General features: G+C 68.3%; 21 protein-coding genes and 1 other RNA gene. 18 read left to right on the forward strand and 4 right to left on the reverse strand.

What is annotated here, in order from left to right:
- Window positions 1-127 precede the first annotated feature (127 nt).
- Window positions 128-460 carry a thioredoxin TrxA gene (gene trxA, locus ACSFA5_RS22415; protein WP_042578306.1) on the reverse strand — a complete coding sequence of 111 codons (333 nt, stop codon included), beginning with the start codon at window positions 458-460 and terminating at the stop codon, window positions 128-130.
- Window positions 461-619: 159 nt separating this feature from the next.
- On the opposite strand from trxA, the gene ACSFA5_RS22420 reads away from it, so the two are divergent.
- Genes ACSFA5_RS22420 through ACSFA5_RS22430 form a run of 3 tightly spaced genes read left to right on the forward strand, consistent with a single transcriptional unit; the run spans window position 620 to window position 7,757 of the window.
- Window positions 620-3,265, forward strand: coding sequence for a PD-(D/E)XK nuclease family protein (locus ACSFA5_RS22420; RefSeq protein WP_435446241.1), 2,646 nt, complete (start codon window positions 620-622; stop codon window positions 3,263-3,265).
- Entirely contained in the window at window positions 3,262-6,522 is a 3,261-nt protein-coding gene (locus ACSFA5_RS22425; RefSeq protein WP_435446242.1) for a UvrD-helicase domain-containing protein, read from the forward strand. Before ACSFA5_RS22420 ends, ACSFA5_RS22425 begins: the two co-directional genes overlap by 4 nt.
- Window positions 6,519-7,757, forward strand: coding sequence for a TIGR03862 family flavoprotein (locus tag ACSFA5_RS22430; protein WP_435446243.1), 1,239 nt, complete (start codon window positions 6,519-6,521; stop codon window positions 7,755-7,757). Before ACSFA5_RS22425 ends, ACSFA5_RS22430 begins: the two co-directional genes overlap by 4 nt.
- 94 nt (window positions 7,758-7,851) lie before the next feature.
- On the opposite strand, the gene ffs is transcribed toward ACSFA5_RS22430, so the two are convergent.
- Window positions 7,852-7,948: signal recognition particle sRNA small type (gene ffs, locus ACSFA5_RS22435), an RNA gene on the reverse strand.
- A gap of 133 nt (window positions 7,949-8,081) precedes the next feature.
- On the opposite strand from ffs, the gene dnaX reads away from it, so the two are divergent.
- The 8 genes from dnaX to ACSFA5_RS22475 all read left to right on the forward strand — a co-directional run bounded on the left by dnaX (window position 8,082) and on the right by ACSFA5_RS22475 (window position 15,570).
- Window positions 8,082-9,971, forward strand: a complete 1,890-nt coding sequence (dnaX, locus tag ACSFA5_RS22440) for a DNA polymerase III subunit gamma/tau (protein ID WP_435446244.1) — start codon at window positions 8,082-8,084, stop codon at window positions 9,969-9,971.
- A 76-nt stretch (window positions 9,972-10,047) separates the two neighbouring features.
- Window positions 10,048-10,380: a YbaB/EbfC family nucleoid-associated protein gene (locus ACSFA5_RS22445; RefSeq protein WP_007836669.1), complete on the forward strand. Its 333-nt coding sequence runs from the start codon at window positions 10,048-10,050 to the stop codon at window positions 10,378-10,380.
- Window positions 10,381-10,387: 7 nt separating this feature from the next.
- Window positions 10,388-10,978: a recombination mediator RecR gene (gene recR, locus ACSFA5_RS22450; RefSeq protein WP_435446245.1), complete on the forward strand. Its 591-nt coding sequence runs from the start codon at window positions 10,388-10,390 to the stop codon at window positions 10,976-10,978.
- Window positions 10,979-10,993: 15 nt separating this feature from the next.
- Window positions 10,994-11,386: an MAPEG family protein gene (locus ACSFA5_RS22455; protein ID WP_435446246.1), complete on the forward strand. Its 393-nt coding sequence runs from the start codon at window positions 10,994-10,996 to the stop codon at window positions 11,384-11,386.
- Window positions 11,387-11,567: 181 nt separating this feature from the next.
- Complete coding sequence (locus tag ACSFA5_RS22460) at window positions 11,568-12,605, forward strand: ABC transporter substrate-binding protein (RefSeq protein ID WP_435446247.1); 1,038 nt, start codon at window positions 11,568-11,570, stop codon at window positions 12,603-12,605.
- A 55-nt stretch (window positions 12,606-12,660) separates the two neighbouring features.
- Entirely contained in the window at window positions 12,661-13,476 is an 816-nt protein-coding gene (locus ACSFA5_RS22465; RefSeq protein ID WP_435446248.1) for an ABC transporter ATP-binding protein, read from the forward strand.
- Window positions 13,476-14,312: an ABC transporter permease gene (locus ACSFA5_RS22470; protein WP_435446249.1), complete on the forward strand. Its 837-nt coding sequence runs from the start codon at window positions 13,476-13,478 to the stop codon at window positions 14,310-14,312. The genes ACSFA5_RS22465 and ACSFA5_RS22470 overlap by 1 nt, the downstream gene beginning before the upstream one ends.
- A 76-nt stretch (window positions 14,313-14,388) precedes the next feature.
- Complete coding sequence (locus ACSFA5_RS22475; RefSeq protein ID WP_435446250.1) at window positions 14,389-15,570, forward strand: low temperature requirement protein A; 1,182 nt, start codon at window positions 14,389-14,391, stop codon at window positions 15,568-15,570.
- Window positions 15,571-15,606: 36 nt separating this feature from the next.
- Here the strand turns inward: ACSFA5_RS22475 and ACSFA5_RS22480 are convergent, their stop codons facing one another.
- Together ACSFA5_RS22480 and gloB are read right to left on the reverse strand one after the other, a co-directional pair.
- A complete protein-coding gene (locus ACSFA5_RS22480) occupies window positions 15,607-17,205 on the reverse strand; it encodes a transglycosylase SLT domain-containing protein (protein WP_435446251.1) in 1,599 nt (532 codons plus the stop codon).
- Window positions 17,202-17,981, reverse strand: coding sequence for a hydroxyacylglutathione hydrolase (gloB, locus tag ACSFA5_RS22485; RefSeq protein ID WP_435446252.1), 780 nt, complete (start codon window positions 17,979-17,981; stop codon window positions 17,202-17,204). Before gloB ends, ACSFA5_RS22480 begins: the two co-directional genes overlap by 4 nt.
- Between gloB and ACSFA5_RS22490 the strand changes: the two genes are divergently transcribed.
- The 7 genes from ACSFA5_RS22490 (at window position 17,980) to ACSFA5_RS22520 (ending at window position 24,889) form a co-directional block, all read left to right on the forward strand.
- On the forward strand, window positions 17,980-18,756 hold the full coding sequence (locus tag ACSFA5_RS22490) for a class I SAM-dependent methyltransferase (RefSeq protein WP_435446253.1): 777 nt from the start codon (window positions 17,980-17,982) through the stop codon (window positions 18,754-18,756). The genes gloB and ACSFA5_RS22490 overlap by 2 nt on opposite strands.
- A gap of 39 nt (window positions 18,757-18,795) precedes the next feature.
- Window positions 18,796-19,245: a ribonuclease HI gene (rnhA, locus tag ACSFA5_RS22495; RefSeq protein ID WP_435446254.1), complete on the forward strand. Its 450-nt coding sequence runs from the start codon at window positions 18,796-18,798 to the stop codon at window positions 19,243-19,245.
- 69 nt (window positions 19,246-19,314) lie between these two features.
- Complete coding sequence (locus tag ACSFA5_RS22500) at window positions 19,315-20,250, forward strand: helix-turn-helix domain-containing protein (RefSeq protein ID WP_435446255.1); 936 nt, start codon at window positions 19,315-19,317, stop codon at window positions 20,248-20,250.
- Window positions 20,251-20,368: 118 nt separating this feature from the next.
- A complete protein-coding gene (locus ACSFA5_RS22505; protein WP_435446256.1) occupies window positions 20,369-20,605 on the forward strand; it encodes a hypothetical protein in 237 nt (78 codons plus the stop codon).
- A gap of 49 nt (window positions 20,606-20,654) precedes the next feature.
- Window positions 20,655-22,091, forward strand: coding sequence for an amidase (locus ACSFA5_RS22510; RefSeq protein WP_435446257.1), 1,437 nt, complete (start codon window positions 20,655-20,657; stop codon window positions 22,089-22,091).
- 127 nt (window positions 22,092-22,218) lie between these two features.
- Complete coding sequence (locus tag ACSFA5_RS22515) at window positions 22,219-23,619, forward strand: amidase (RefSeq protein WP_435446258.1); 1,401 nt, start codon at window positions 22,219-22,221, stop codon at window positions 23,617-23,619.
- A gap of 46 nt (window positions 23,620-23,665) precedes the next feature.
- Complete coding sequence (locus ACSFA5_RS22520; protein ID WP_435446259.1) at window positions 23,666-24,889, forward strand: urea ABC transporter substrate-binding protein; 1,224 nt, start codon at window positions 23,666-23,668, stop codon at window positions 24,887-24,889.
- The last annotated feature ends 1 nt before the right edge of the window (window position 24,890 follow it).

The raw sequence follows: 24,890 nt of genomic DNA on the forward strand, positions 1-24,890 counted from the left end.
GAAGCGAGAACTGCTTCACTAACCGGGGAACTCGAACCGGTTGCCTGGAAGGACCGGTGATCTGTGGGAGATTATGACAGGAAAAGCGCGCCGGCCAACGCATTGCGCGCTGGCCGGTTGATTTCGCTCAGGCGAGCTGCTGGTCGATGAAGGCCGTGAGTTGCGCCTTGCTCATGGCGCCGACCTTGGTGGCGGCCAGCTGGCCGTCCTTGAACAGCATCAGCGTGGGGATGCCGCGAATGCCGAACTTGGCGGGGATGTCGCGGTTCTCGTCCACGTTCAGCTTGGCGATCTGCAGCTTGCCTTCGTAGGTGGCCGACACTTCGTCGAGGATCGGGGCGATCATCTTGCAGGGGCCGCACCATTCGGCCCAGTAGTCGACCAGCACGGGCTGGCTGGACTTGAGCACGTCGGCCTCGAAAGAGGAATCGGAGATGTGTTTGATGAGTTCGCTGGCCATGTGATGTGTCCTTGGTGCGCAGAGAGTTTCGGTGCAGCTAAAGTGCTGGTCATTGTGACAGAAACCAAGGGGTGGCGTGCCGTGCAGGCATGCTATGGCAGCGATAGCCAAAGCCCTTGTCCGTCACGTCCACGCGCTCTCCAACCCCCTCGATAGAACATGAACGAAGGCCACCCTGTACAGGCCCTGTGGTGCGATCCCGCCGACGGCGTCGTCGCGCGCATCGTCCGGGCGCTCGCCGACCGCCGGCTGCATGCCGCCCGCACTGTGGTGCTGGTGCCCTATGCGCAGCTGATGGGCGTGGCGCGCGGCATGTGGGCGCGTTGCGGCAGCGCCGGCTTCGTGCCTCGCTTCGAGACAACGCACAACTGGGCGCGCAGCGCGGGCGGCTTCGTTGCCACCGGCTACGACATCGCGCACGACATGGCGCGCGACCTCGTCACGGCCCAGGCTCTGCTCTCGCAGTCCGGCTTCACCGCCGAGCGCTTCGCCCTGGCCGGGCGCGTGGTCGAGCTGGCCTACCAACTGGCGCCTCTGGCCGCAGCCGAAACGCCCGAGGCACGTGCCGGCGACTGGGCGCAGCGTGCCGCCAGCGTGGCCGAGGCGGGCAGCGAGTCGGAGTGGTTCCGCACGGAAAGCGCGCTGATCCGCATCGCCGTCGCGTGGGTCTCGACGTCGGGCTACGCGACCGACGTGCTGATGCGCGAATCCACGCGCGCGCAGGTCGATGCGCTGATCGTTCTCGAAGGCTTCCAGACCGACCCGCTCACCCAGTCGCTGTGCGCTCTGTGGGGTGACGACGCCCTGCGTTTCTCGCTCGTGCCACCGGGCACGCCTGGGGAGCCGGCTGCTTCCCACGTGGCGCTGGACCCCGAAGACGAAGCCCAGCTTGCCGCCGCCTGCGTGCTGCGCCACCTGGCCGAAGAGCGCGCCCCCGTCGCCTTGATTGCGACCGACCGGGCGCTCACCCGCCGCATCAACGCCCAGCTCGCCGCGCAAGGCGTGATCACGCACGACGAGACCGGCTGGAAGCTGTCGACCACTCGCGCCGCCGCCACGCTGATGAGCGCGCTGCGCGCCTGCGCCCACGACGCCGGCAGCGACCAGGTGCTCGAGTGGCTCAAGGGCGGCGCCGACGGTGACGCCCCGGCCGTGCAGTCGCTCGAAGCCCGCCTGCGCCGCGAGGGCCTGCGCGACTGGTCCGCCTGGTGCGCGCTGGTGGCGCGCAGCGAGAAGGCGCAGGACGTGGCGCTGCTGCCCTTCACCGAGGCCGTCGAGGCGCGTCGCATGCCGATGGCACGCTCGCGCGCCTTGGCCGAATGGTTGCGGGCATTGCGCGAACTGCTCGAGGCGGGCGACCACTGGCAACTGCTGGTCGACGATTTCGCCGGCGGCAAGGTCATCGGCGCGCTGTGGCTCGATGCCGGCGCGCACGGCGACGACGACGAGTTCCCGGGCGGGCGCCACACGCTCGCCGAGTTCACCGCCTGGGTCCGTGACGTGCTGGAAGACGCCAGCTTCGTGCCGCCCGCCGGCGACCAGGCCTCGCGAGTCGTCGTGCTCCCGCTGTACCAACTGCTGGGCCGCGCGTTCGGCGCCGTGGTCATTCCCGGCTGCGACGACCGGCGCCTGCCCGCATCGCCCGAGCCGCCCGGCAACTGGAGCGCGGCACAACGCCTCGAACTCGGCCTGCCGTTGCGTGAAGTGCTCGAAGCGGCACAGCGCGCGGCGTGGGCCGCGGCCTTGCGCAACCCGTGCTGCGAGCTGCTCTGGCGCCAGTCCGACGCCACCGGCGAGCCGGTGAGTCCCAGCCCGCTGGTGCAGGCCTTGCGGCTCGACCATGCCCTGCAGCCTTCCGCCGATCCGCGCCTGCCGCGCGAGGTTGCGGTGCAGCCGACCGCGTACCCGACGCCCTCTGGCGCGATGCTGCCGCTGGAGAACATCTCGACCAGCGTGTACGAGGACCTGCGCCGCTGCCCCTACCGTTTCTTCGCGCTGCGCCAGCTGGGCCTGCGCAGCGCCGACGAGCTCGACGCCGAGGTGGACAAGCGCGACTTCGGCAACTGGCTGCACGCCGTGCTCGGTCATTTCCATGACGCGCTGATCGAAACGCCGACGCAGGATGCGCAGGAGCGCCTGGCGTTCATCGAAAGCGTCGCGCAGCGCGCCACCCGCGAAATGGCGCTGTCCGACGCCGAGTTCCTGCCTTTTGCCGCAGCCTGGCCCGCCGTGCGCGACGGCTATCTCAACTGGCTCACGGGCCACGAGGCGGGCGGCGCGGTCTTCGTCGAGTCCGAGCCCTGGAAGGAGCAGTCGCTGGGCACCCTTCGGCTGGTGGGGCGTCTGGACCGCATCGACCGCATGCCCGACGGCCAGGCCTTCGTGATCGACTACAAGACCGAGTCTTCTGCGGTGACCAAGGAGCGTGTGAAAGACCCGACCGAAGACACGCAGCTCGCGTTCTATGCCGCGCTGGTGGCCGACGACACCTTGCGCGCGGCCTACGTGAACGTGGGCGAGAAATCGTCCGGCACGCAGACCGTCGAGCAGCCCGCTGTGGTCGAGGCGCGCGACGCCCTGGTGGCCGGCATCATCGAAGACTTCACCCGCATCGCGCAGGGCGCCGCGTTGCCGCCTCTGGGGGAGGGCGCCGTGTGCGACTACTGCGTGGCGCGCGGCTTGTGCCGCAAGGACTTCTGGGGCGATGCAGCCCCCCGGCTTGCCACTGCGTGTGCTTTGCCGTCCCCCGAGCGAGAAGCGCCTGCGCCTCGGGGCGGCGCGGCGGCCGGAGGCGATGCGAAATGAACGGCGCGGCATACGAACACAACGGCCGCCACGTCGCGCGCGAGGCTTTCTACACCGTCGCCTGCGACCCGCGCCGCTCCGTTGCGGTGGAGGCCTGCGCCGGCGCGGGCAAGACCTGGATGCTGGTGTCGCGCATCCTGCGCGCGCTGCTCGAAGAGGGTGAATCCGCCTGCGAGCCGCACGAAATCCTGGCGATCACCTTCACGAAAAAGGCCGCCGGTGAAATGCGCGAGCGGCTCGACCTGTGGCTCGAAGACTTCGCGGAGCGCCCGCCGGAAGAACTGGTGCGCGAACTCGTGATCCGTGGCGTCGAGCCTGCAGCCGCACTGGCCGCCGTACCGCGCCTGAAGGGCCTCTATCGGCGCCTGCTCGAAGGCGGCCGGCCGGTGCAGTTCCGCACCTTCCACGCCTGGTTCGCGGGCCTGCTGCGCAATGCGCCGCTCGCGGTGCTGCGCGAACTGGGGCTGCCTTCCAACTACGAGCTGCTCGAAGACGATGCCGAGGCGCGCGGCCACACGTGGCGCCCCTTCTTCGAGGCCGTGACCGCCGACAAGGACGCTCTGGCCGACTACTACGCCGTCGTCGCCACGCACGGCCGTTCGCAGACGGCCAAGGCGCTGGGCGAGGCGCTGTCCAAGCGCGTCGAGTTTTCGTTGGCCGACGCGGAAAACGCCGTGCAGCATTTCAGTGCGTTCTATCCGTCGCTCGAAGGCCTGGAGGTGCCGACCGATGCGTTGCGCGGAGAGCCTGTGCGACGTCGCTGGCTCGACCGCGCCGCCGCGCTGGGTCGCGAATCCAACAAGACGCCACAGAAGGCCGCTGAAGCCATCATCGACGTGTTCGGCACCGGCGAGCCTGCGGCTGCATCGCTGTCGTCCGCGCTCGCGCACCTGCGCAAAAGCTTCTTCGTCGCGACCGAAGACCGGCTCAACAAGAACCTGCAGAAATTCCCTGCGGCCCAGGAGGCCGAGGCCGAGCTGCAGGTGCTGTGCGGCGCGCAGGCGCAGCACGCGGCCTGGCTCTACCAGCAGCGCATGACGCGTCTCACGCGCCTGCTGATTGCTGCCTTTGCCGACGTCAAGCGTGCCCACGGCTGGGTCGACATGAACGACGTCGAGCAGGCCGCGCAGTTGCTGCTCGGGCAGTCGGCGCTGTCGGGCTGGGTGCAGGAGCGGCTCGACGCGCGCATCGCGCACCTGCTGATCGACGAGTTCCAGGACACCAACCCGCTGCAGTGGCAGGCGCTCTACGGCTGGCTCAGCGCCTACGTGGGCGCGGGCAGCAGCGCGCCACGGGTGTTCATCGTGGGCGACCCGAAGCAGAGCATCTACCGCTTTCGCCGGGCCGAGCCGCAGGTGTTCATCGCGGCCAAGAAGTTCGTGCGCGAAGGGCTGGGCGGCGAACTGCTGAACTGCGACCACACCCACCGCAACGCGCGCAAGGTGGTCGGCCTGGTCAATGCGGCGATGCTGGCCGCGCAGGAGGCCGGCGAGTTCGACGGCTATCGCGCCCACACCACCGAACGCGGCGACGAGGGCGAGCTGCTCAAGCTGCCGGCCATCGACCGCGATGCGCTCGGTGAATCGGCCCAAGCGGCACCGGCGGACGACGGCATGCTGCACTGGCGCGACAGCCTGGTCACGCCGCGCGTGCTGCCCGAGGAGCAACTGCTTCAGAAGGAATGCGAGCAGGCCGCCCGATGGGTGGCGCAGCGTATCGCCGACGGCACGCCGCCGCGGCAGATCATGGTCCTGGCACGCCGTCGCAGCCGCCTGTCCGCCATGCAGGACGCCTTGCGCCAGCGCCACATCCCCGTGCAGCAGCCCGAGAAGAACGAGCTGCACGACGCGCCCGAGGTGCAGGACGTGGTCGCGCTCATCGACGCGCTGGTGTCGCCCGCGCACGACCTGTCGCTGGCGCGCGCGCTCAAGTCGCCCGTGTTCGGCATCGGCGACGAGGTGCTGGTGCAGCTGGCGTTGCGCCAGCGCGAGCGCGGCATGGTCAGCTGGTTCGCGCTGGTGCAGAAGGACGAAAGCCTGCCGACGGTATTGGCCGAGGCGGGTGTGAAGCTCAAGAAGTGGCAGCGCTGGCTGATGACGCAGCCGCCGCACGACGCGCTGGACGCGATCTTTCACGACGGCGACCTGCTCGCGAAATTCGGCGCCGCCGTGCCTGCCACCATGCGCCAGGGCGTATTGGCCAACCTGCGCGGCGTGCTGACGGCGTCGCTCGACATCGATGGCGCGCGCTTCGTCACGCCCTACGCGCTGGTGCGTGCGCTGCGCGCCGGCGGGGTGCGCGCACCGACCGTGGCCGCGCCCGATGCGGTGCAACTGCTGACCGTGCACGGCGCCAAGGGCCTCGAGGCCGACACGGTGCTGATGCTCGACTGCGACGCCGCGCCACCGCGTGCCCAGACCATGGGCGTGCTGGTCGAATGGAAGGGCAGCGACAGCGCGCCCACGCGCTTCGTGTTCCTCGCCAGCGAAAAGGCACCGCCCGCCTGCGCGGTGTCGCTGCTCGAGGAAGAACAGCGCGCGCGGCATCGCGAAGAGCTCAACGGCCTTTACGTGGCGACCACGCGGGCGCGAGAGCGGCTGGTGCTGTCGTCGGTGCGTCCCGCGCGGGCCAACGAAAGCAGTTGGTGGTCGCGGCTGGCGCCGTTGTGCGAGCCCACCGAAGCCGACGAGCCGCTGGTGGCGTTGCCTGCGGCAACGGGCGCGGTCACCTTCGGCATGAAGCAGATGCCTGCGGTGCCAGTATTCGCCGAGCCGCCGACCGCGAAGAAGGCCGCCGACGCGACCGTCGACGCGCGCGCCGCCGCCTTCGGCCAGGCCATGCACCGGCTGCTCGAATGGGCCGTGCCGGGCGAGGCGCTGCCGGCGGCGCATGTGCGTGCGGCGGCGCGCGAATTCATGCTCGACGCGCAGCAGGCGCGCGGCGCGGCGGCACTGGCCCAGCGCATCCGCGCGGGTGAGGGCGCCTGGGTGTGGGACGATCGCAGGGTCGACTGGCATGGCAATGAAGTCACGCTGGTGCATGAAGGCGAGACCTTGCGCATCGACCGTCTGGTGCGCGAGCGCGACGGCGGCGCCTGGTGGATCCTCGACTACAAATCCGCGGCGCGCCCCGAACGGGACGCCGCGCTGATCGCACAGATGCAGCGCTACCGCGCCGCAGTGCAACATGCCTACCCCGGTGCCACGGTGCGCGTCGCGTTCCTGACCGGGCAGGGCGAACTGGTAAATCTCGAATGACTGTTTCCTCTACCGTTGCCGTGATCGGCGGCGGACCTGCCGGCCTGATGGCGGCCGAAGTGCTGAGCGCCTCCGGTGCGCAGGTGCATGTGTACGACGCCATGCCCTCGGTGGGCCGCAAGTTCCTGCTGGCCGGGCGCGGCGGACTCAACCTTACGCACTCCGAGCCTTTGGCCGTGTTCATGAGCCGCTTCGGCGAGCGGCGCGCGCAGCTCGAGCCGATGCTTGCGCAGTTCGGTCCGCAGCAGGTGCGCGAATGGGCGGCGGGGCTGGGTGTCGAGACCTTCGTCGGGACCTCGGGGCGCGTGTTCCCGGCCGACATGAAGGCGGCGCCGCTGCTGCGCGCCTGGCTGCAGCGGCTGCGCGCGGCGGGCGTGCAATTTCACATGCGGCATCGCTGGCAGGGCGACGGGGCGATGGACCTGGCCGCGTTGCGGTTCGCGACACCCGGTGGCGATGTCACGGCGAAGGCCGATGCGGTGGTGTTGGCGCTGGGTGGCGCGAGCTGGGCGCGACTGGGTTCCGACGGCGCCTGGGCGCCGTGGCTGCAGGCACAGGGCGTGGATGTGGCGCCGCTGCTGGCCGCCAATTCCGGCTTCGACGGCGCGGGCTGGAGCGAGCATTTCTCCAGCCGCTTCGCCGGCCAGCCCTTCAAGTCGGTGGCGATTGCCTTTACCGACAGCCAGGGCCGGCACTTCGCGCGCAAGGGCGAGTTCGTGGCGACCGCCACGGGCGTCGAAGGCAGCCTGGTCTATGCGGCCTCGGCGTTGCTGCGCGATGAGATTGCAGCCAAGGGCAGCGCGACGCTGTTGCTGGACTTGCTGCCCGACCGCACTGCAGAGCAGGTGCTGGCGGCGGTGACGCATCCACGCGGTGCGCGTTCGTTGAGCAGCCACCTCAAGAGCCGGCTGGGCCTGGAGGGCATCAAGGCCGGCGTGCTGCACGAAACGCTGAGCCGCGAAGCGATGCAGGACGCAGCGCAACTGGCGGCCACGATCAAGGCGGTGCCGCTGAAGCTGGTCGCCACAAGGCCGGTGGACGAGGCCATCAGCACGGCCGGCGGCGTGCGCTTCGACGCGCTCGATGCGCAGTTGATGGCCAATGCGCTGCCGGGTGTGTTTGCGGCGGGCGAGATGCTGGACTGGGAAGCGGCGACTGGCGGCTACCTGCTCACCGCGTCGATGGCCAGCGGCGCGGCGGCTGCGCGCGGCGCGATCCAGCGGCTGGGCCTGTGAAGGCCCTGAAGCGCTGGGTGTTTCTGCTGCCTGGCTGAGTGAATTTGCAAGCCTCGTTTCAATTCGCACGGACTGAAACGAGGCTGCTGAAGAGGTTGACGAGCCTTACCCCTGGCACTGACTACGCAGTTAGGGCTGCTTGGTTCCCCACCTGACCCGGTTGGCCACTTCACCATGCAGGGAGGCCCGTCAACTTGCATTCTAACCCTCAGTTTTTCGCGCACTTCATGCCGCGCCGACAACCCTTTTCAGCGCCGGGGTGTCGCATGGCGTTTCTTGGCCGGCGGCCCGGATCGGCGCCTTGGGCCTTTTAGAATGCCCGCAATGTCCTATCTCGTGCTCGCCCGCAAGTTCCGCCCCAAAACCTTCGCCGAGATGGTCGGCCAGGGGCACGTGGTGCAGGCACTCGAGAACGCACTGACCACGCAACGCTTGCATCACGCCTATCTGTTCACCGGCACGCGCGGCGTGGGCAAGACCACGGTCTCGCGCATCCTGGCGAAGTCGCTCAACTGCCAGGGGCCGGACGGGCAGGGCGGCATCACGGCCACGCCGTGCGGTGTCTGCCAGGCCTGCCGCGACATCGATTCGGGCCGCTTCGTGGACTACACCGAGCTCGACGCGGCGTCCAACCGTGGCGTGGACGAGGTGCAGTCGCTGCTCGAGCAAGCCGTCTACAAGCCGGTGCAGGGCCGCTTCAAGGTCTTCATGATCGACGAAGTGCACATGCTCACCAACACCGCGTTCAACGCGATGCTGAAGACCCTCGAGGAGCCGCCCGAGTACCTCAAGTTCGTGCTGGCCACCACCGATCCGCAGAAGGTACCCGTCACGGTGCTGTCGCGCTGCCTGCAGTTCAATCTGCGGCCGATGGCGCCCGAGACGGTGCTGGAACATCTGACGAGCGTGCTGCAGACCGAGCAGGTGCCGGCCGAGCAGCAGGCGCTGCGCCTGCTGGCCCGCGCGGCGCGTGGTTCGATGCGCGATGCGCTGTCGCTCACCGACCAGGCCATCGCCTTCGGCAACGGCGAGCTGCTCGAAACCGGCGTGCGCCAGATGCTCGGCAGCGTCGATCGCGGCTATGTGTTCCGCCTGATCGAGGCGCTGGCGCAAGGCGATGGCAAGACGGTGGTCGAAACCTCGGAGGCGCTGCGCGTCGACGGCATGTCCGCCGCCTCCACGCTGGAAGAAATGACGGCCGTGCTGCAGGCCATGGCGGTGCTGCAGGCCGTGCCCTCGCGGGCGGAATCGGCCGACTCGGCGACCGACCCCGACGCGGCAGACACCGCGCGCCTCGCCGCGCTGATGCCCGCCGACGAAACGCAACTGCTCTACAGCCTCTGCCTGCACGGCCGCGGCGAGCTGGGCCTGGCGCCCGACGAGTACGCCGCGTTGACCATGGTGCTGTTGCGGCTGCTGGCCTTCAAACCGTCCCACGCGGCTGCTTCGACAGCCTCCACGGAAAAAAAAACTCTGAATGAAGCTGCGGCGGTCGTGCCGCAGGCTCCGGCACGCGCCGCGCCCGTTGCATCGGCAACCACGCCCGCCGTTCCCCTTGCCCCGCCACCCGCACACGCTTCCGCCGCCGTTAGTCCTCCCGCAGAGCCGCCGGCCTCCGTCCCTCCCGCCCCCGTCGCCCCCATCGCGCCAGCCCCCGCAGGCCAACGCCTCTCGGTGGTCGACGAACCCCGGCATGCCGACCCCCGTGCGGCGCACACGGACGCACCTGCCAACGTCTACGGCGTACCGATTCGCGTGCAGCCCCCGGCGGGTGCGCGCGACGTGCCGAACGCCGAAGGGCAACGCGGCACCTTCACGCCCATTCCCCCCAGCGAGGACGGCGATTTCTGGCACGCCACGGTCACCCAGCTGGTCGCGTCCGAGGCCATCACGGCACTGGCGCGCGAACTGGCGCTGCAGTCGCAACTGATTGGTCGCGACACCGACCAGTGGCTGCTGCGCATCGAGCGGGAAACGCTCAGCCAGCCTTCCAGCCGCGAGAAGCTGACCACTGCGCTCGCAGCCATCGGCCACGATGTCAAGCTGGCCATCGAGATCGGCGGCGTGGTCGACAGCCCCGCGCGCCGTAACAAGCAGGCCTCCGAAGAGCGCCAGCGGGTGGCCGAAGACGCCATCCTGAGCGACCCCGAGGTGCAGGCGCTGATGCGCGACTTCGATGCGAAGATCGTTCCCGGCACGCTGAAGCCGGTCTGATAGCACCGGACTGACGGCCCGTCTCTCTTATCCTTCCCCCACTTTCCAACCCATCTCAATCGACTAGGACCACACGATGTTCAACAAGGGACAACTCGCCGGCCTCATGAAGCAGGCGCAGGCAATGCAGGACAACCTCAAGAAGGCCCAGGAAGAACTGGCGCACATCGAGGTCGAGGGCGAATCGGGCGCCGGTCTGGTGAAGGTCGTCATGACCTGCAAGCACGACGTGAAGCGCATCACCATCGACCCCAGCCTGCTGGCGGACGACAAGGACATGCTCGAAGACCTCGTGGCCGCGGCCTTCAACGCCGCCGTGCGCAAGGCCGAGGAAACGAGCGAACAGAAAATGGGCAAGCTTACGGCCGGCATGCCCGGCCTCCCGCCCGGCATGAAGCTGCCGTTCTAAGCGGTACATGGCAGACGCAAGCTCGCTCGACGCGCTGGTCGATGCGCTGCGCCGCCTGCCGGGTGTCGGCGTCAAGTCGGCCTCGCGCATGGCATTCCATCTGCTGCAGCACGACCGCGACGGCGCGCAGTTGCTTGCGCGCGCGCTGCAACAGGCTGCGGGCCATGTGCGGCACTGCGAGCTGTGCAACACCTTCACCGAAGCGCCGATCTGCAATGTCTGCATGGATTCGCGGCGCGACGGTACCAAGCTCTGCGTGGTCGAGACGCCTGCCGACCAGGCCGCGCTGGAGCGCACCGGTGCGTTTCGCGGCTACTACTTCGTGCTCATGGGCAAGCTCAGCCCGCTCGACGGCATCGGGCCCAACGACATCGGCCTGCAGAAGCTCTTCGACCGCGCCCGCGACGGCACGGTCAGCGAAGTCATCCTGGCCACGAACTTCACGGCCGAGGGCGAAGCCACAGCGCATGTGATCGGCGAAGCGCTCAAGCAGCACGACCTGACCGTGACGCGCCTCGCGCGCGGCGTGCCGGCCGGCAGCGAACTCGAATACGTGGACCTCGGCACCATCGCCCACGCCCTGGTCGACCGCAGGTAACACAGGCCCCTTCACATGACCTTCTCATTGCTCACCGTCGCCTACTGGTGCGTGTTGATCGCCTGCGTGCTGCCGTATTTTTCGGCGTGGCTTGCCAAGGCAGGCAGCTTCGGGCCGCGCGACAACCAGCACCCGCGCGACTGGGCCGCGAAGCAGAGCGGCTGGCGCGCACGCGCCAACAGTGCGCAGGCGAACAGCTTCGAAGGCCTGCCGTTCTTCGTCGGCGCGGTGATCATCGCGCACCAGCTCGGCGCCGCGCAGTCGCGCCTGGACATGCTCGCCGTGGCCTACGTGGTGCTGCGCGTGATCTACCTGGGGCTCTACATCAAGGGCATCGGCGGCGCTCGCAGCGCGGTCTGGGCGCTGGCGTTCCTGGTGAACATAGCGATTCTTTTCCTCGCGCGCTGAGCGCGGTGGGCGCGCAAGACAAGCGCAGAAGAGCGGTTTGCCACGGGCCTCCTGGAGGCCTTCGTGCTTACGTGAAAACCCGCACGGGATGACCCCGATGCAGTGGCGTGGTGCGGCCCCTAAGCTCGATTCAGTTCACACGAATCACAGAGTCCGCAAGCCCCGTAACAGGCACCGTTTCATGCTTCATCGCCGCACCCTCATTTCAGCCTCCGCCATTGCCGCCGCAACCATCGCGTTGCCGCGTGTCTTTGCGCAGCAGGCGAAGCTGGAGAAGACGAAGATCTCCATCGCCGTGGGCGGCAAGGCGGCGTTCTACTACCTGCCGCTCACCATTTCGGAGCAGCTGGGCTACTTCAAGGCCGAAGGGCTCGAGGTCGAAATCTCCGACTTCGCCGGCGGCGCGCGCGCGCTGCAGGCGGTGGTCGGCGGTTCGGCCGATGTCTGTTCGGGCGCGTACGAACACACGATCAACCTGCAGGCCAAGAACCAGTTCTTCCAGGCCTTCGTGCTGCAGGGCCGCGCACCGCAGATCGCGGTGGGCGTGTCGACCAAAAACATGGCGGGCTACACCGGCATTCAAGACCTGAAGGGCAAGAAGATCGGCGTCTCGGCGCCGGGCTCGTCGACCAACATGGTGGCCAACCTGGTGCTGTCGCGCGGCGGCCTGAAGGCCAGCGACGTGAGCTTCATCGGCGTGGGCGTGGCAGCCGGTGCCCTCACCGCGCTGCGCTCGGGCCAGATCGACGCCATCAGCAACACCGACCCGGTGATGACCATGCTCGAGCAGAAGGGCGACGTGAAGATCATCAGCGACACGCGCACCCTCAAGGGCACGCAGCAGGTGTTCGGCGGCACGATGCCGGCGGCCTGCCTGTACGCGTCGGCCGATTTCATCCAGAAGAACCCCAACACCTGCCAGGCGCTGGCCAATGCCATCGTGCACGGGCTGAAGTGGCTGCAGACGGCGGGGCCGGGCGACATCATCAAGACGGTGCCCGAGACCTATCTGCTCGGCGACCGCGCGCTGTACCTCGCGTCCTTCGACAAGGTGCGCGAATCGATCGCCACCGACGGCCTCGTGCCCACCGACGGCCCCAAGACGGCGCTCACCGCCATCGCGAGCTTCGACACTTCCGTGAAGGCCGACAAGATCGACCTTGCGAAAACCTACACCAACGATTTTGCTAGGCGCGCGAAAGACAGGTTCAAAGCCTGACGACGAACGTCCCCGCGACCCGGCCTTGGCCGGGTTTTTTCTTCCCCGCCCGACGATGCAAGACCACGCACTCGAACTCCTCGACATCTGCTGCACCTTCCACTCGAAGGACGACCCCGGCCAGCGCTACACGGCGGTGGCCGACACCACGCTGCGCATCAGGGCGGGGGAGTTCGTGTCGGTGGTCGGGCCCACGGGCTGCGGCAAGTCGACGCTGCTGAACGTGGGCGCGGGCCTGCTCGCGCCTTCGTCGGGCACCGTGAAGGTCTTCGGCAAGACGCTCGCGGGTGTCAACGCGCGCGCGGGCTACATGTTCCAGACCGAGGCGCTGATGCCCTGGCGCAGCGCCGTCGACAACGTGATGGTGGGGCTGCAGTACCGTGGCGTGCCCGATGCCGAGGCGCGCCGGCAGGCCGAGGCGTGGCTTTCGCGCGTAGGCCTCTCGGGCTTCGGCGACCGCTACCCGCACCAGCTCTCCGGCGGCATGCGCAAGCGCGTGGCACTGGCGCAGACGCTGGTGCTCGACCCCGACATCATCCTGATGGACGAGCCCTTCAGCGCGCTCGACATCCAGACGCGCCAGCTGATGGAGAACGAGGTGCTCGAACTCTGGAGCGCCAAGAAGAAAGCGGTGCTCTTCATCACGCACGACCTCGACGAGGCCATTGCCATGAGCGACCGCGTGGTGGTTCTGTCGGCCGGGCCGGCCACGCACCCCATCGGCGAATTCGCGATCGACCTCGCACGCCCGCGCAACGTGGCCGAGGTGCGCACGCAGCCGCGCTTCGTCGAGCTGCACACGCAGATCTGGGAAGTGCTGCGCGACGAGGTGCTCAAGGGCTATGCGCAGCAACTGAGAAAGGCCGCCTGATGGCCCGCCTCGGACTCAACGAACGCAACGCGCGCTTCTGGCAGCTGGCGCTGCTGGTGGTCATTCTGGTGGCGTGGCACGTGGCCTCGCGCAACCAGCAGTTTGCCTTTTTCGTTGGCGAGCCCATCCAGGTGGCGGGGCGCATCTGGAGCTGGTTTTTGCCGTTCGCGGTGCCGGCCAACGTGTTCTTTCCCGAAGGGCTCAAGGGCAACGCCGACATCTACCTGCACCTGGGCACCACGCTGCTGGAGACGGTGCTGGCCTTCGGCATCGGCACCGTGCTGGGGCTGGCCTGCGGGCTGTGGCTGGCGCTCGCGCCCACGGCGAGCCTGATCCTCGACCCCTACATCAAGGCCGCCAACTCGATGCCGCGCGTGATTCTTGCGCCCATCTTCGCGCTGTGGTTCGGCCTGGGCATCTGGAGCAAGGTGGCGCTGGCCGTCACGCTGGTGTTCTTCATCGTGTTCTTCAACGTCTACCAGGGCGTGCGCGAGGTGAGTCCGGTGGTGCTGGCCAACGCGAAGATGCTGGGCGCCAACCAGCGCCAGCTGCTGCGCACCGTGTACCTGCCGAGCGCGACGAGCTGGGTGTTTTCCAGCCTGCACACGTCGGTCGGGCTGGCCTTCGTGGGTGCGGTGGTGGGCGAGTACCTGGGCTCGGCGCGCGGCGTGGGCTACCTGATTCTCCAGGCCGAGGGCACCTTCGACGTCAACACCGTGTTCGCCGGCATCGTGGTGCTCACCGCCTTTGCGCTGGTGCTCGACGGCATCGTGGGCCTGGTCGAGAAGCGGCTCATGAAGTGGCAACCCCGGTCGGGCGAAACCGAAAAACTGTAGTGCGTGCGGCGCGGTCTTGCGTGCGATGATCCCGCGCGGCGCCGCGGGCGCTGCAACGAATCCACGGGGTTGAGCAATGAATCAGGACCACAGGCGGGCCACCACCCTGCGCTCGCGCGACCAGGCGGCCAGGGTGTCGAACGAAGAGCTGTTCTTCGACCTGGTCTACGCGTTCTCGGTCACGCAACTTTCCCACTATCTGCTGGACCACCTCACGCTGCTGGGTGCGTTCCAGACGCTGGTGATGTGGTTCGCCGTGTGGCTGGGCTGGCAGTACACGGCGTGGACCACCAACTGGTTCAACCCCGGCACGCTGCGCATCCGCGGCGTGCTTTTCGCGATCATGCTGCTGGCCCTGGTGATGGCCTCGGCGCTGCCCGGTGCCTTTGCCGAGCGCGGGCTGGTGTTCGCGCTGTGCTTCGTGGGCATCCAGGCGGGGCGCACCTTCTGCATGCTGATCGCCATCGGCCGCGACGACCCGCTCACGCCCAACTTCCGCCGGCTGCTGGCCTGGAACTGCGTGGCGGGCGCCTTCTGGATCTCGGGCGGCCTGGCCGACGGGCCGCTGCGCCTTGCGCTGTGGTTCGGCGGCGTGCTGTGCGAGTACATCGCGCCGATGATCGGGCTGCGCTTTCCGGGCCTGGGGCGTTCGTCCACGAGCGACTGGACCATCGACGGCGGCCACCTGGCCGAGCGCTGCCAGCTGTTCGTGATCGTGGCGTTGGGCGAGTCGGTGCTGGCCACCGGCATCGCCTTCGGGCACCACGCCGAATGGCATGCCGCCGACCTGTTCGCGCTGCTTGTGGGCTTTGCAGGCAGCCTGGCGATGTGGTGGATGTACTTCGACACCAGCGCCAGGGAGGCGACCCACGTCATCGAGCATTCGCCGGACCCGGGCGGCATCGGCGCCAAGTTCCACTACACGCACGTGATCCTGGTGGCCGGCATCATCGTGTGCGCCGTCGCCGATGAACTGACGATCGGCGAGGGCGCGCACCATGCCGAGCTGAAGTACCTGGGTGCGCTGATCGGCGGGCCGGCGCTCTACCTGTTCGGCAATGCGCTGTTCAAGCGCGTGGTGCGCGGCTTTCTGCCGCAGTCGCACCTGTACGGGCTGGGCCTGCTGGCCGTGCTCGCCGTGTTCGGCTCGCACCTGACGGTGATGGCGGTGGGCACGCTGACCACGGTCATCCTGATTGCCGTGGCCGCGCTCGAAGCGGTGGTGCGCCGCAGGGCGTGGGCCGCCACGACCCACTGAAGCGGCGACGGCGGAAAAGGCAGCGAGACGCGAGGCTCAGCGCTGCTTTTTCGCCGGCGTGCCGCCGCGCTTCTCGCGCACGACCTGCTGCTTGCTGCTGGCCGGCACCTTCACCACGTTGGAGCCGCGCGGCGCCGCTGCCTTCGAGGGTGCCGCGCCGCGCCGCGAGGTCGCGGGAGTGGCCGTGGCCGTGTGGACGACAGGCCGGATGCCGGTGCCGACGCGGGCCGCGACGCTCGCGCGAATCGGCAGGTACACCACCACGCTGTAGCCCCGCTTGAACGCGTGGTTCTGCTGCACGTCGTTCCACTCGGCCACGTTGGCAGGCTTGAGGTTGTAGCGCCGCGCAATGCTGGCCACGTTGTCGGCGCGCCCGGCCTTCACGGTGGTGCGACGGGTGACGATTTCGGGCTGGAAGCTCAGGTGGCCTCCGTCGGCCACGACCGCCGCCACGTCTTCCTTCACACGCGCGCTGCGCGGCACGATCAGCGTCGAGCCGGCCTTGATGAGCATGCGCGGGGGCACGTTGTTCATGGCGCGCAGATCGGTTTCGCTCATGCCCGAGCGCTGGGCCGCGTCGGCCACCGTCATGGTGGTGGGCACGACCCAGGCGGTCCAGCTGGCGTACTGGCCCTGCGAGTAGGCGTCGAAGTTGCGCTGGAACACGGCCGCGTTGTCCCAGGGCAGCAGGATCTGCGGCGTGCCCGAGGCAATGAGCACCGGCTTGTGCGCGGCGGGGTTCAGCGCGCGAAAGTCGTCCAGCCGCACGTCGGCCAGCTTGGCGGCCAGCTCCACGTCGAGGTCGCGCGTGAGCGTGACGCTCTGGAAGTACGGGTGGTTGGCGATCACCGGCAGCTCGGTGTTGAAGGCCTGCGGGTTCGCCACGATGTTCTTCACGGCCTGCAGCTTGGGCACGTACAGGCGGGTTTCGGCCGGCATCGTCAGGTCGCTGTAGGTGGTGGGCAAGCCGAGCCGCTGGTTCTTGGCGATGGCGCGGCTCACGCTGCCTTCGCCCCAGTTGTAGGCGGCCAGGGCCAGCTGCCAGTCGCCGAACATGCCGTAGAGCTTTTGCAGGTAGTCGAGCGCGGCGCGGGTGGAGGCCAGCACGTCGCGGCGGTCGTCGCGAAAGATGTTCTGCTTCAGGTCGAAGTCGTTGCCGGTGGCCGGCATGAACTGCCACATGCCCGCCGCGCGCGCACTCGACACGGCCTGCGGGTTGAAGGCGCTCTCGATGTAGGGCAGCAGCGCGAGCTCGGTCGGCATGTTGCGGCGCTCGAGTTCCTCGACGATGTGAAAGATGTACTTGTCCGAGCGTGCGGTCATGCGCTGGATGTAGTCGGGCCGGCTGGCGTACCACTGCTCGCGGTCGCGAACCAGGTCGCTTTCGAGGTTGGGCATCTTGAAGCCACGGCGAATGCGGTCCCACATGTCCACGGGCGGGGCGAGGTTGACGACGCTTTGCGACTGCGCCCTGCCGTTGGCAAGGGGGGAGAGGGCATTGCCGGGATAGACCGGGGCCGAGGCGCCGGTGCCGCCGGCCTGGGACGAAGAAGAGGGTGCGGAGCCGTTGTTCGTGCCCGCGCAGCCCGCGAGCACCAGTGAACCTGCAAGGCAGGTGGCAGCGAAAAATTTCATCGGAAGTCGTTTTTCCATTGGCGCAGTGCGGCGAACACGTCGGCTTCGGCTGCGTCGGCAGCCAGCTCGGCGTGGGCACGCACCGCTCGAAGGACAGTGGCTTCGCGGCTGCGAAGAAAAGGGTTGATCTGGCGTTCGGCGGCCAGTTGCGAGGGCAGCGTAGGCTGCCCCTGCGCGCGCAGGCTTTCGCAGTGCGCGTAGTAGTGACTCAGTTCGGTGTTGCCCGGTTCCACGGCGAGGGCGAAACGCAGGTTAGAAAGTGTGTACTCGTGGGCGCAGCAGACACGGGTGTCGGCGGGCAGCGCTGCCAGCGCGTCGAGCGAATGCAGCATCTGCGCGGGCGTGCCCTCGAACAGTCGGCCGCAGCCGCCGGAGAACAGCGTGTCGCCGCAGAAGAGCAACGGCGCCTGGGAAGGCGCCGCCGGAAGAAAGTAGGCGATGTGCCCGGCGGTGTGGCCCGGCACGTCGATGACCTGGAAGCGCAGACCGAGCACCTCGGCCACGTCGCCCTGCGCCATCGGCGTGAAAGGCTCGGGAATGCGCTCGGTCGCGGGGCCCCACACCGGCGCGCCGGTGGCCGCGTGCAATGCGGCCACGCCGCCCGTGTGATCGGCGTGGTGGTGCGTGACTAGAATCGCGGCGAGCTGCAGCTTGTGGCGCGCCAGCGCGTCGAACACCGGTTGGGCATCGCCCGGATCCACCACGATGGCGTGGGACCCGTCGTGCAGCATCCAGATGTAGTTGTCGGCGAAGGCGGGCAGCGGAACGAGGGTCATGAGCGGTCAAATTATAGGTTTGCACGATTGGTTCGCGACCCCCCCGGGGCGCTACCTTCTGGCTTGGGAGCAGGCCCAGTTCGACCAGGCGGTGGCCGACGTGTTCGGCTATCACGCGCTGCAGCTGGGCGCGGCCGAGGTCGACGCCCTGCGCACCAACCGCATGCCGCACCGCTGGCTGGCGCTGGACGACCCGGCGCGCGGCGCCCGAGGGACGCTTCTGGCCGACTTCGCGGCACTGCCGTTCGCGGCCAACAGCCTCGACCTGGTGGTGCTGCCCCACGCGCTGGAGCTCAGCCCTGACCCCCACGCCACCCTGCGCGAGGTGGAGCGGGTGCTGGTGCCCGAAGGCCGCGTGGTGATCTGCGGGCTCAACCCGGCCAGCCTGTGGGGCATGCGGCAGCGCCGGGCGCACCTCTACCGCAAGCTGGGCGTGGGCGATCTCTACCTGCCCGAGGGCGGGGAGTTCATCGGCTACTGGCGCATGCGCGACTGGCTGCGGCTGCTGAGCTTCGAGGTCGAGTCGGGCCGCTTCGGCATCTACCGGCCGGCCGTGCGCAGCGAGGCCTGGCTGGAGCGCGCGCGCTGGATGGACGCGGCCGGCGAGCGCTGGTGGCCGATCTTCGGCGCGGCCTACTTCCTGGTCGCGGTGAAGCGCGTGCGCGGCATGCGCCTGCTCAGCGCCGACTGGCGCCGCGCCGCCGCCCGGACCACGGCGCCCGTGCCCATTGCGGGCAAGGTGCACCGCAACGAGGCCGGCGAGCCCGGCAATTGAAAAGAAAATGCCGACAACGAATACACAAGGAAAGTCAGTTTGAACGAAGTCGTGATCTACACAGACGGTGCCTGCAAGGGCAACCCCGGCCCCGGCGGCTGGGGCGCATGGCTCAAGTCCGGCGCCACCGAGAAAGACCTGTTCGGCGGTGAACTGGACACCACCAACAACCGCATGGAGCTGACTGCCGTCATCGAAGGCCTGGCCGCGCTCAAGCGGCCCTGCAAGGTGCTGCTGTACCTCGACAGCCAATACGTGCGCAAGGGCATTACCGAGTGGATTCGCGGCTGGAAGGCCAAGGGCTGGATGACCGCGAGCAAGCAGCCCGTGAAGAACGTCGAGCTGTGGCAGCGGCTGGACAAGCTGGTGGCCGAGGGCGGCCACCAGATCGAGTGGCGCTGGGTCAAGGGCCACTCGGGCGACCCGGGCAACGAGCGCGCCGACATGCTGGCCAACAAGGGCGTGGACAAGGCACTCGGCCGACTTTGATGCGCGGCCGACCCCGGGTCGGCCCCCCTGCGCAAGGGGCATGGATGTTGCTAGAGTGTTTTTTGCAGCATGAACCTCGACTACACCACCGACGCGGTCGACCCCGGCCATCGCTTCGACTACTGGAGCGACGTGGTCTGCAAGCATTTCATTCCCGCCAAGAGCCTGGTGCCCGACCGCGCACATTTCAATGCGCGCTTTTCGGTGCGTTCGCTGGGCAGCCTCATGCTGGCCGAAATGTCTTCCCCGCAGTGCCTGTGGGAGCGTGACGCCCAGCACTTGCGCAGCGGGCCCAACGAAGACTTCATGCTCAGCCTGATGGTGTCGGGCCACGGCGTGCTGTCGCAGTCGGGCCGCAGCGTGGTGCAGCGCAACGGCGACATCGTGCTGTACGACGCCGCGCGGCCCTTCACCTTCGACCTCGCGCCCGAATCGGCGCTGCTGGTGCGCATTCCGCGCATGCAGCTGCTGTGCCGTGTGCCCGAGGCCCATCACCTCACTGCCATGCACCTGGCCGGGGGCCATCCCGTGGCGAAGCTGCTGGGCACCATGATCCGTGAGGCGGTGGTGCTCGAACTGTCGGGACGCGACGGCATGCAGGCCAGCCTGGCGAGCTCGCTGCTCGACATGCTCTCGGCCGCGTTGCAGGTGCAGGCCGAAGGCAGCGATGCGGCGCGCTCCGCGCATGGTGCACTGCTGCAGAAAACACGCGACTACATCGTGGCGCACCTGGACGACTGCGAGCTCGATGTGGCGCAGATCGCCCGCGCGCAGAACGTCTCGGCCCGCACGCTGGCGCGGGTGTTCGCCAAGCAGGGCACCACGCCGATCCAGTGGCTGTGGAAGCAACGGCTCGAAGCCAGCCACCGCGCGCTGATGGAAGGGCGCGTGCGGCAGGTCACGCAGGCGGCGTTCCAGTACGGTTTCAGCGACATGTCGCACTTCTGCCGGGTCTTCAAGAAGGCCTACGGCTTGACGCCGCAAACGCTGTTGCGCCGGCACTGAGCCCGCGCCACGGACCGCGCGGCTGGCGGTTCCAGGCCATCGGATTGGCGTCGGCAGCCAAGCCTTCATCGCCGTTGCTCCCTATCGTGAAGCCAGCCCTTCACGCATGGAGACGACGATGCAAACCCCACCCCCCGCAGCACACGCCGCAGCACACGCCGACATGGCGGCGCTGGCCCGCTGCGCCGCTTTGAACCTGAGCGCCGAACGCCTCGCGGCGGTCGAGGCGATCCTGTCCGCCTGGATTCCGGCGGCCAACGAACTGAGCCGCAAGATGAGCGAGCCTGCCTACCAGTCGCTGATGCCGGTCACCGCGTTCACGCACGCGCATGAACAGCCCGAGGAGGCTGCATGAGCGCCGCGCCGGGCCGCCCCAGGCAAGCGCGCAGCGCAGAGGTTCTTCCATGAGCGACGTGCTCGAACTCACGCTCTCGCAGGCCGCGCGCATGGTGCGGGAGCGCAAGCTGTCGCCGGTCGAGTTGGTCGAGGCTTCGCTGGCCCGCATCCGCCAGCACGACGGCGTGCTCAAGTCGTTCATCACCGTGTTCGAAGAGCAGGCGATGCAGGTGGCGCGCGCGGCCGAACTGCTCTCGGGCGCGGGGCATGAGCTCGGCCCGCTGCAGGGCATTCCGATCGCGCTGAAAGACAACGTCGCCGTGCGCGGCACGCGCACCACGGCAGGCAGCAAGGTGCTGTCCGACTGGTTGCCGCAGGCCGATGCCACGGTCGCCACGCGGCTGCGGCAGGCCGGCGCGGTGTTCATCGGCAAGACCAACATGCACGAGTTCGCCTGGGGCGGCACCTCGGCCAACCCGCATCACGGCGCCGTGCGCAACCCCTGGGACCCGACGCGTTTTCCGGCGGGCTCCAGCGGCGGCTCGGCCGTGGCGGTGGCGGCGCGCTTCTGTTTCGGTGCCATCGGCACGGACACGGGCGGCTCGATCCGGCTGCCGTCGGCCATCAACGGCATCGTCGGGCTGCGGCCGACCTACGGCCGCGTGAGCAACCACGGCGTGGTGCCGCTCGCATGGAGCATGGACACCGTGGGTCCCATGACGCGCACCGTGGAAGACTGTGCGTTGATGTTCGGCGCCATCGCCGGCTTCGACGCGAAGGACGCCGGCAGCGGGCCACGCGCCACCGACGACTGCCTGAAAGACCTGGCCGGCGGCTGCAAGCACCTGCGCATCGGCATCGTGCCGGGCTACTTCTTCGAGCACCTGCAAGCTCCCGTGCACGACGCGGTGAAAGAGGCGCTGGCCACCTTCGTCGACCTGGGCGCGCAGCTGGTGGATGTCGATATTCGCAACATCCACGGCAACATCTCGGCCCAGCTCACCATCGAGTCGGCCGAGCCCAGCACCTACCACCAGCGCACGTTGCGCGAGCGGCCGCAAGACTATGGCGACGACGTGCGCACTTTGCTGGAAGCCGGCGAGCTGCTGCTGGCCACGCACTACCTGCAGGCGCAGCGCTACCGTGCGTTGCTGCGCAGCGAATTCCTCGAGGCTTTCCGCCAGGTGGACGTGTTCGTCTGCCCGTCGCTGCCGTTCGTGGCCACGCGCATGGGCGAAACCTGCGTGGAAATTGTTCCGGGGCAGCCCGAAGACATGCTGTCCGCCATCATGCAATTCACCGGTGTGGCCAGCCTCACGGGCCTGCCGTCGCTGAACGTGCCCTGCGGCTTCGACCCCGATGGCCTGCCCATCGGCATGCAGATCATCGGCCGGCCCTTCGCCGAGGCCACGCTGCTGCGCGCCGGCCATGCGTTCCAGCTTGCCACCGACTTCCATCGGCGCGCGCCGGTTCTGGGCTCGTCTGCGCTGGAAACCACCGGCTGACCGAACCAGCACATCGCAATGGCGCTGTGAGCAAAGCGCCTGCCGCCGCCGACCGATAACTTCGGTACCTGCTTTCAACGCACTGCCAGAGCCCTTCCTTTTCAACAACGACCGGAGTCCTCCCGCCATGTCGAGCAACGATCTGCACTACCTCGAGCTTCTTGAAGTCGGCCGCCTCATCCAGTCCCGGGAACTGTCTTCGGTGGAGGTGACGAAGGCGCAGTTCGCGCGCATCGACCAGGTCGACGGCGCCCTGAAGAGCTATGTGCGCGTGATGACCGACTCGGCCCTGGCCGAAGCCGGGCGCGCCGATGCCGAGATCGCCAAGGGGCAGCTGCGCGGCCCGCTGCAGGGCGTGCCGGTGGGCGTGAAGGACCTGTGCTGGACGCAAGGCGTGCCCACCGCCGCCGGCATGACGCTCTACACCGACTTCGTGCCCACCGAAGACGGCACCGTGGTGCGCAAGCTGCGCGAGGCGGGCGCGGTCATCCTCGGCAAGCTGCAGCTCACCGAAAGCGCCTATGCCGACCACCACCCCTCGGTGTCGCCACCGGTCAATCCGTGGAACGCGGCGCACTGGCCGGGCGTGTCGTCCAGCGGCTCCGGCGTGGCCACCGCGGCGGGCCTGTGCTACGGCGCGCTGGGCACCGACACGGGCGGCTCCATCCGCTTTCCCTCGGCCGCCAACGGCCTAACCGGCCTGAAGCCGACCTGGGGCCGCGTGAGCCGCTACGGCGCCTTCGAGCTGGCCGCCACGCTCGACCACATCGGCCCGATGACGCGCAGCGCGGCCGACGCGGGCGCCATGCTCGGTGCCATTGCCGGTGCCGACGCGAAGGACCCGACCGCCAGCCTGCTGCCCGTGCCCGACTACCTTGCCGACATCGGCCACGGCCTGGCCGGCCTGCGCGTGGGCATCGACACGCGCTGGACCACCGAAGGCGTCGATGCGCCGACGCGCGCCGTGCTCGACGCCGCCATCGCGGCCGTGAAGACACTCGGTGCCGAGGTGCGCGAAGTGAACTTTCCCGACCCCGCGCAGGCCATCGAAGACTGGTTCCCGCTGTGCGGCATGGAAGCCGCGGTGGTGCACGAGAAGACCTACCCCTCGCGCAAGGACATGTACGGCCCGGCAGTGGCCGGCCTGGTCGAGCTGGGGCTGGCGCAGCGCGGTGTCGACTACCAGAAGATCGTGCTGCGCCGCCACGACTTCAGCGGCAAGGTGAGGGCGCTGTTCCAGGACATCGACCTGCTGTTGATTCCGGCCACGGGCATCGCGTCGCCGACCATGGAGCGCATGTCGCAGATGGGCGTGGACGCCGACCTGATGTCCGCGATGCTGCGCTACACCTGCCCCTTCGACATGACCGGCAGCCCGACGATCACGCTGCCCGGCGGCGTCACGCCCGCGGGCATGCCGGTGGCCTTCCAGTTCGTGGCGCGCCACTTCGACGAGGCGCTGCTGGTGCGCGCGGGCGCGGCCTTCCAGCAGGCGACCGACTGGCACCGCAGGCACCCGGCGCTTTGAGCGTCTTTCTTCTTTTCTTCGTCACATCCCTCGAAAGCACATCACCATGAAACTACGTCACGCGCTTGTCTCCCTGGGTTGCACGGTGGCCCTGGCCACCTCCGCATGGGCCGCCGATCCGCTGAAGGTCGGGCTGATGGAAGACGTCTCGGGCGACCTCGCCTTCATGGGCAAGCCCAAGCTCAACGGCTCGCTGCTGGCCGTGGAAGAAATCAACAAGGCCGGCGGCATCATGGGCCGCCAGATCGAGCTGATCCACCTCGACCCGCAGGGCGACAACGCGCGCTATCAGGAGTTCACGCGGCGCCTGCTGAGCAAGGACAAGGTCGACGTGCTCATCGGCGGCATCACATCCGCCTCGCGCGAGGCCGTGCGCCCCATCGTCGACCGCACGCAGACGCCTTACTTCTATACCAACCAGTACGAAGGCGGCGTGTGCGACGCCAACATGATCAGCATGGGCGCGGTGCCCGAGCAGCAGTTTTCCACGCTCATTCCCTACATGGTCGAGAAGTTCGGCAAGAAGGTCTACGTGGTGGCGGCCGACTACAACTTCGGCCAGATCAGCGCCGAGTGGAACCGCTCGATATTGAAGGACATCGGCGGCACCGTGGTGGGCGAGGAGTTCATTCCGCTGGGCGTGTCGCAGTTCGCGCAGACCATCCAGAACATCCAGAAGGCCAAGCCCGACTGGCTGCTGATGCTCAACGTGGGCGCGGCGCAAGACTCGTTCTTCGAGCAGGCGGCCGCGGCCAAGCTGAACCTGCCGATGGGCTCGTCGGTGAAGGTGATGCTGGGCTTCGAGCACAAGCGCTTCGCGCCGCCGGCGCTCAACCGCATGCACGCCACGGCCAACTGGTTCGAGGAAATCGATTCGCCCGCCGCCACCGACTTCAAGAAGCGCTGGCACGCCAAGTTCCCCAACGAGCCGTACATCAACGACATGGGCTACAACGCCTACAACACGCTCTACATGTACAAGACCATGGTGGAGAAGGCCAAGTCGACCAGGCTGGCCGACCTGCGCAAGGTGATCGCGGCGGGCGAGGCCTGCATCGACGCTGCCGAGGGCAAGGTCTGCATCGACGCCAAGAGCCAGCACGCCTCGCACCAGATGCGCCTGATTGCGGTGGACGAGAAGCACAAGGTCAACGTGCTGAAGGACTACGGGACCATCCAGCCGTACTGGCTGGGCAAGATCGGTTGCGACCTGACGAAGAACAACGACAAGAAGCAGTACACGCCTTCGGACCTGCCGAAGAAGTCCTGAC

Origin of the sequence: Variovorax monticola (assembly GCF_051216855.1) — a bacterium.
Lineage (GTDB): Bacteria > Pseudomonadota > Gammaproteobacteria > Burkholderiales > Burkholderiaceae_C > Variovorax.

Coding starts and splice junctions, on each gene's coding strand:
- ACSFA5_RS22520 (WP_435446259.1), top strand. CDS start 23,666: ATGAAACTACGTCACGCGCTTGTCTCCCTGGGTTGCACGGTGGCCCTG.
- dnaX (WP_435446244.1), top strand. CDS start 8,082: ATGTCCTATCTCGTGCTCGCCCGCAAGTTCCGCCCCAAAACCTTCGCC.
- ACSFA5_RS22480 (WP_435446251.1), bottom strand. CDS start 17,205: ATGAAATTTTTCGCTGCCACCTGCCTTGCAGGTTCACTGGTGCTCGCG.
- ACSFA5_RS22505 (WP_435446256.1), top strand. CDS start 20,369: ATGCAAACCCCACCCCCCGCAGCACACGCCGCAGCACACGCCGACATG.
- trxA (WP_042578306.1), bottom strand. CDS start 460: ATGGCCAGCGAACTCATCAAACACATCTCCGATTCCTCTTTCGAGGCC.
- ACSFA5_RS22430 (WP_435446243.1), top strand. CDS start 6,519: ATGACTGTTTCCTCTACCGTTGCCGTGATCGGCGGCGGACCTGCCGGC.
- ACSFA5_RS22470 (WP_435446249.1), top strand. CDS start 13,476: ATGGCCCGCCTCGGACTCAACGAACGCAACGCGCGCTTCTGGCAGCTG.
- ACSFA5_RS22460 (WP_435446247.1), top strand. CDS start 11,568: ATGCTTCATCGCCGCACCCTCATTTCAGCCTCCGCCATTGCCGCCGCA.
- recR (WP_435446245.1), top strand. CDS start 10,388: ATGGCAGACGCAAGCTCGCTCGACGCGCTGGTCGATGCGCTGCGCCGC.
- ACSFA5_RS22420 (WP_435446241.1), top strand. CDS start 620: ATGAACGAAGGCCACCCTGTACAGGCCCTGTGGTGCGATCCCGCCGAC.
- gloB (WP_435446252.1), bottom strand. CDS start 17,981: ATGACCCTCGTTCCGCTGCCCGCCTTCGCCGACAACTACATCTGGATG.
- ACSFA5_RS22500 (WP_435446255.1), top strand. CDS start 19,315: ATGAACCTCGACTACACCACCGACGCGGTCGACCCCGGCCATCGCTTC.
- ACSFA5_RS22490 (WP_435446253.1), top strand. CDS start 17,980: ATGAGCGGTCAAATTATAGGTTTGCACGATTGGTTCGCGACCCCCCCG.
- ACSFA5_RS22425 (WP_435446242.1), top strand. CDS start 3,262: ATGAACGGCGCGGCATACGAACACAACGGCCGCCACGTCGCGCGCGAG.
- ACSFA5_RS22465 (WP_435446248.1), top strand. CDS start 12,661: ATGCAAGACCACGCACTCGAACTCCTCGACATCTGCTGCACCTTCCAC.
- ACSFA5_RS22515 (WP_435446258.1), top strand. CDS start 22,219: ATGTCGAGCAACGATCTGCACTACCTCGAGCTTCTTGAAGTCGGCCGC.
- ACSFA5_RS22510 (WP_435446257.1), top strand. CDS start 20,655: ATGAGCGACGTGCTCGAACTCACGCTCTCGCAGGCCGCGCGCATGGTG.
- ACSFA5_RS22475 (WP_435446250.1), top strand. CDS start 14,389: ATGAATCAGGACCACAGGCGGGCCACCACCCTGCGCTCGCGCGACCAG.
- ACSFA5_RS22455 (WP_435446246.1), top strand. CDS start 10,994: ATGACCTTCTCATTGCTCACCGTCGCCTACTGGTGCGTGTTGATCGCC.
- ACSFA5_RS22445 (WP_007836669.1), top strand. CDS start 10,048: ATGTTCAACAAGGGACAACTCGCCGGCCTCATGAAGCAGGCGCAGGCA.